The organism is Raoultella sp. T31, from assembly GCF_002806725.1.
Lineage (GTDB): Bacteria > Pseudomonadota > Gammaproteobacteria > Enterobacterales > Enterobacteriaceae > Klebsiella > Klebsiella electrica.
Genome location: NZ_PIBO01000073.1, coordinates 1 through 5,843 on the forward strand (window position 1 = coordinate 1; position 5,843 = coordinate 5,843).

At 45.8% G+C, this 5,843-nt stretch carries 4 protein-coding genes; 1 reads left to right on the top strand and 3 read right to left on the bottom strand.

The features are described from left to right. Nucleotides 1-53: 53 nt before the first annotated feature. The 3 genes from CWM52_RS27030 to CWM52_RS25675 are packed head-to-tail and all read right to left on the bottom strand — an operon-like array spanning nt 54 to nt 4,958. Nucleotides 54-629, bottom strand: coding sequence for a TetR family transcriptional regulator (locus tag CWM52_RS27030; protein WP_304528750.1), 576 nt, complete (start codon nt 627-629; stop codon nt 54-56). Between the two features lie 26 nt (nt 630-655). Beyond that, complete coding sequence (locus tag CWM52_RS25670) at nt 656-3,790, bottom strand: efflux RND transporter permease subunit (protein ID WP_100686637.1); 3,135 nt, start codon at nt 3,788-3,790, stop codon at nt 656-658. Between the two features lie 10 nt (nt 3,791-3,800). Further along, nucleotides 3,801-4,958 (bottom strand): efflux RND transporter periplasmic adaptor subunit, encoded by a 1,158-nt coding sequence (locus tag CWM52_RS25675; protein ID WP_100686638.1) that lies wholly within the window; start codon nt 4,956-4,958, stop codon nt 3,801-3,803. Between the two features lie 54 nt (nt 4,959-5,012). Here CWM52_RS25675 and CWM52_RS25680 point away from each other — a divergent pair, with 54 nt between their 5' ends. Next, nucleotides 5,013-5,636, top strand: a complete 624-nt coding sequence (locus tag CWM52_RS25680; protein ID WP_100686639.1) for a TetR/AcrR family transcriptional regulator — start codon at nt 5,013-5,015, stop codon at nt 5,634-5,636. The last annotated feature ends 207 nt before the right edge of the window (nt 5,637-5,843 follow it).

Genomic DNA, 5,843 nt, shown 5'->3' on the forward strand with positions numbered 1-5,843 from the left:
GCCTGAGCGACCACCTTTAATCGGATGGCAATTACACAGAATTATTTACAGGGTCAGTAAATCGCTAAACCAAGTATTTTGGTTGAAATATCTTTAGGTATCCTGCCTTTTCTCCGGGCATCCGATAAAACGCAATCAATCATGGCGAAAAGATTGGCCATTTTATCCTCCATTGAATTATTATCACTTAACATTCCGTTATATTCATGGCGAAATAAAGTCATCTCGAGTACATTCTGCAGATGTCGATTTTCCTCCACATCTTTAATCCCCCTGCGTAAACACTGGTGCAGTGCTATAACCGGGTCCGGGCACATTGTTATCTGCTCTATTTCCGTGAACAGAAAAAGTGGCGACCGTTCAACAATATAATTCAGAAGCTCATTTTTTTCTCGAAAATGCCAGTATATAGCCCCCCTTGTACATCCAGCTTTAGTGGCTATCATCTGCAAAGTAGTACGACAGATACCTACATCCCGAAAACATTGCTCTGCCGCGTCTAAAATATGCTCCCGGGTTTCTTCTGCATCCAGTCTGGTACGTCTGACCATTTGTAAATCTCCAGAATAAATCAACGGCTTCATAAAAATACGCTGAAAAAGCTTTATGGTTTCAGCACTGGTATCCATTGCGAATACCAGTACCGTTCACATTTCTATTTTTCTTCAGTGATGCCCTGAGCCTCTATTTCGGAGGATTTTTTTGTAAATAATCCCGCAACAAGCACATAAAACAAGGGAATGTAAAAAATGGCCAGTATAGTCGCCGTCAACATTCCCCCCACAACACCTGTACCAATAGCATGTTTGCTTCCTGAACTTGCTCCTGTGGCAATTGCAAGAGGGATTACACCAACAATAAACGCAAGAGACGTCATAATGATGGGACGCAGTCGCACTCTCGCAGCTTCAGTGGCGGCTTCCGAAAGCGACATACCATGTTTTTCATGAAGTTCACGTGCAAATTCAACTATCAGTATTGCGTTCTTTGCTGACAGGCCAATTGTTGTCAATAGCCCCACCTGGAAAAACACATCATTCCCCAGCCCGCGTAACAGCGTCGCCCCTACGGCCCCAATTACTCCCAGTGGAATGACTAACATGACAGAAAAAGGAATACTCCAGCTTTCATAAAGTCCTGCCAGACAGAGGAATACGATAATAATGGACAGTGCGTAAAGCGCAGGTGCCTGCGAGCCGGAAAGACGTTCTTCAAAGGAAAGACCGGTCCATGCAACATTTAAACCTGGCGGCAATTTCGTGGCGATCTCTTCTACAGCCTTCATCGCATCGCCAGAACTGTAACCAGGCGCCGGCTCACCAAGCAGTTCAACAGCAGGTAAGCCGTTATAACGTTCCAGTTTAGGGGAGCCATAGCTCCATTTCCCACTGGCAAATGATGAGAATGACACCATCTCTCCATCGCTGTTGCGTACATACCACTTATCAAAATCCTCCGGGGAAATTCGTGAACTGGCTTTCCCCTGAATGTATACTTTTTTTACACGCCCACGGTCATTGAAATCATTAACATAAGTCGAACCCCACGCGGCAGACATGGTGTCATTCACATCAGAAAGACTGAGTTTCAAAGCCTGTACTTTCTCGTCATCAATCAGGATTTGATACTGTGGTTCATCATTCATGCCATTAGGGCGAACCATCTGAAGCGCTGGGTTTTGTGCTGCCATTCCAAGAAACATATTGCGTGCCTGCATTAATTTTTCATGCCCGCCTCCAGTTGTGTCCTGGATAAACAGGTTAAAACCCGTAGCATTCCCCAGTTCCATCACTGCCGGAGGAGCGAATGAAATGACGGTTCCCTCTTTTATTGTGTTGAAATACCCCATTGACCTTCCAGCCAGTTCAAATACAGAGCCTTTTCTTTCATTCCATGGTTTAAGTCCGACGAAGACCATGGCTGAGCCCTGACCCCGTCCTGCAAAGTTGAAACCGTTGACCAACATAGTTGTAGCAACCATGTCCTTTTCCTGTTCCAGAAAATATTCCGATACCTTCGTCAAAACTTTCTGGGTCTGCTCCGAGCTACTGTTTGGTGGCATCTGAACCTGTACGAAAAGATTTCCCTGATCTTCATCAGGCAAAAATGACGTCGGTATCTGCGGGAACAGCGCGACAAGCAGCGCGATGATTGCCAGAAAGAACAACATCGCTCTTTTCCTGGCCCTTAACGTACGGTCCACACCATTGCGGTACAGAACGGTGCCCCGTTCAAATTTACGGTTAAACCAGCCGAAAAATCCTTTTTTGACCTGAGTACCATGATGGAATTGTTTAAGGATCGTTGCGCATAGCACTGGCGTAAAAATGAGGGCGACAAGCACCGAAAGGGCCATCGCTGAAACAATGGTTATGGAGAACTGACGGTAAATCACGCCTGTAGAGCCACCGAAAAAAGCCATCGGAAGAAATACTGCAGAAAGTACCAGACCGATTCCTACCAGCGCGCCAGAGATCTGATCCATGGATTTCCGGGTCGCTTCAAGCGGCGAAAGCTTTTCCTCTTCCATAAGACGTTCGACGTTCTCGACAACGACTATCGCATCGTCAACGAGAAGGCCAATGGCCAGTACCAGACCAAACATGGTCAGTATATTGATTGTAAATCCAAACGCGGCCATCATGCCAAAAGTGCCTAGTAACACAACCGGAATGGCCAAAGTTGGTATAAGCGTCGCTCTCCAGTTTTGCAAAAAAATCAACATCACTACGAAGACGAGAACGATAGCTTCAATAAGGGTATGTACCACCCCTTCAATCGAGGCACTTATGACGGGCGAAGTATCATAGGGGTAAATAATTTCTACCCCGTCAGGTAACCCCGGCTTGAGTTCATCCAGTTTCGCCTTGACGGCTTTAATTGTGTCAAGAGCATTGGCTCCGGTAGCCAGACGTAATGCAATGGCTGTACTGGGTAGGTTTTTACCGTATTTAGACTGTATTGAAAAATTTTCAGAGCCAAGGCTTACACTGGCGACATCTTTTAATAAAACCCTTGAACCGTCAGGCTGTACCTTGAGAAGTATATTTTCAAACTGCTCAGGTTTTGTGAACCTTGTTTTACCCAGGACAGTCGCACTAAGTTCAGTATTTTCATTTGTTGGCAACCCTCCTAGCTGACCAGCGGACACCTGAACGTTCTGCGCCTGAATCGCTGAGCTCACATCCAGAGGGGTGAGCTTGTAACCATTGAGTTTATTGGGATCCATCCAGATGCGCATCGCATACTGCGCTCCCAGCATGGTGAAATCACCGACACCCGTGATGCGGGTCAGCGGATCCTGCATGTTGGAAACCAGATAATCACCAAGGTCAAAGCTACTGAGGCGTCCGTCTGTTGAAACAAGCCCTGCAAGTATCAGAAAGTTAATCTGATATTTTGCCACTCGAATCCCCTGGGCCTGCACCTCATCCGGTATCAGAGGAGTGGCCAGTGATAACTTATTTTGTACCTGAACCTGAGCAATATCCGGATCGGTTCCCTGATCAAAAGTAACAGTAATGGTAAATGAGCCATCCGAATTACTTTCGGATTTCAGATAGCGTAAATTATCAAGACCATTCAGTTGCTGCTCGATAACCTGCACAACAGTATCCTGTACCGTGTCTGCCGATGCCCCCGGATAAGACCCTGTGACAGCAATTGCAGGAGTCGCAATATTTGGATACTGATTTACAGGTAAATTCATTATGGAAAGTGCACCAGCCAGCATAATAATGATGGCCACAACCCACGCAAGTACGGGGCGGTCAATAAAAAAACGTGACATTATCACCCCTTTACTTAGGCTGAGAAGCGACAGAAGATGAAGGCGCTGCCACTTGGGCAATCCTGACCTCATTACCAGGCAGAGCTTTTTGTGTTCCATCCACAATCACACGATCTCCGCTTTGCAGTCCATCACGTATCAACCACTGATTACCGACAACCCTGTCAGTCATAACTGATTTACGGATCACCTTGTTATCTTTATCGACAACAAGTGCTGATGCCTGGCCTGTAGGATCCCGGGTAATCCCTCTTTGCGGCACAAGCAATGCATCCTCTCGTACACCTTCCTGTAATTTTGCACGCACAAACATTCCGGGCAATAAACGGCCATCCGGGTTAGGAAACTCAGCACGGATAATGACTGAGTCGGTGCTTTCATCTACCGTGACTTCTGAAAGTTTGATGCGGCCCGGGTGTGAATATTCAGTACCATTATCCAGAAGAAGTTTCACTTCAGCCTGTTGTTTACCATTTTGTTTCAGCCGACCCGCGGCGAATTCATCCTGCAATGTCAGAAGAGCAGTTGAAGACTGAGGTATATCAACATAAATAGGATCGAGCTGCTGGATCGTCGCAAGAGCATTCGTCTGATTGGCGGTGAGCAGTGCCCCCTGCGTATAAGAAGATCGCCCTATTCGGCCAGAAATTGGAGCAGTAATTGTTGTATAACCTAAATCGATTCGCGCTGAGTCAACATCAGCCTGAGCCTGCAGCCAGGACGAGCGTGCATCATCCCGGTCCTGCTGACTTATCGCTCTTGTTTTAAGAAGCCTTTCATAACGCTGTGCTAACAATCTGGATGACTCAAGACTGGCTTCAGCTTTCGCGAGCTTCGCGCGGTAAGGAGCGGGATCTATCTGATACAATGCCTGTCCGGCTTTAACAATAGCGCCCTCATCGAATAATCTTTTCTGAAGTATACCTCCAACCTGAGGGCGTACTTCAGCAGTTCTGAATGAGGATGTACGACCGGGAAGTTCAGTAGTCAACACGACGTTTGTTCCGGTTAATGTCACAATTCCAACCTCAGGAACTGAATTCTGAACGGGGCGCTGTGGCTGGTCACATCCGCTGAGTGTAAGCGTTAGCAGTACTGACAGCGCCGGATATGCAGGACGAAAAAGCACAAACATTGTGAGCGTTCTCTCTGTAGTTTGAATGTTCATTCTAGTATATTCATACTAAAATATAACTTGCAAGAGATATTGAAGAGGTAAAAAATGAGCAGCATCGAGGACGAAGAGATTGGCGCAAAAAGTAAAGAGAGAAGAAAGCAGGTTCTTGATGCTGCAGGTAAATGTTTTCGTGACCTGGGATTTCATGGGTGCAGCATTGCCAGGATTTCAAAAGAGGCGAAGATGAGTCCCGGGCATATCTATTATCATTTTGCTAACAAAGAAGCCATTGTGGAAGCCCTGGTCGCACAACAGGAAAGCACCATGTTTGAGCTGATCGACGATATCGCTGCCTCTCCAGTTGATGAAAAACTTGCTGTGACGCTAAAAAAGCAAACAGCACGTATGGTTGAGCTTCATACGTCTCCAGAATTTATCGGATTGTGGCTTGAAATTGCCGCGGAAGCGGTGCGTAATCCAAATGTTTCAAAAGTACTCCAGCTTTCCCATAAAGCCATCAACAGCAGATTCAATGAAGAATTTATCAAAAGAACTCAAAAAGATGATGTGGAACTAAGTCAATTGCGTATGCGCATGGATATTATTGCATCCATTTTTAGTGGCTTATCACAGCACACAGCATTGAAATCACACGATGAGAATGGGGATAAAGATAAGCTTATAGAAATGATAAACTCGGTGATTGATTTATTTTTTGAAAAATATTAGTTAGTTATAAAAGCTCTGGCTATATATAACTAACTCCGCCTGTAAATAGAAATGCAAGAGCTCTATCTTCTTCAGAACGAGCTCTATTGACCTGCCCCCAGTATTAGATACAACCGTCAGTTAGTCATGTCGGCATGCTGACCATGACCCCAAATATGATCCAGCCATAATCAGGAATAACCGGCTTCATGTTGGCTGCATATTCTG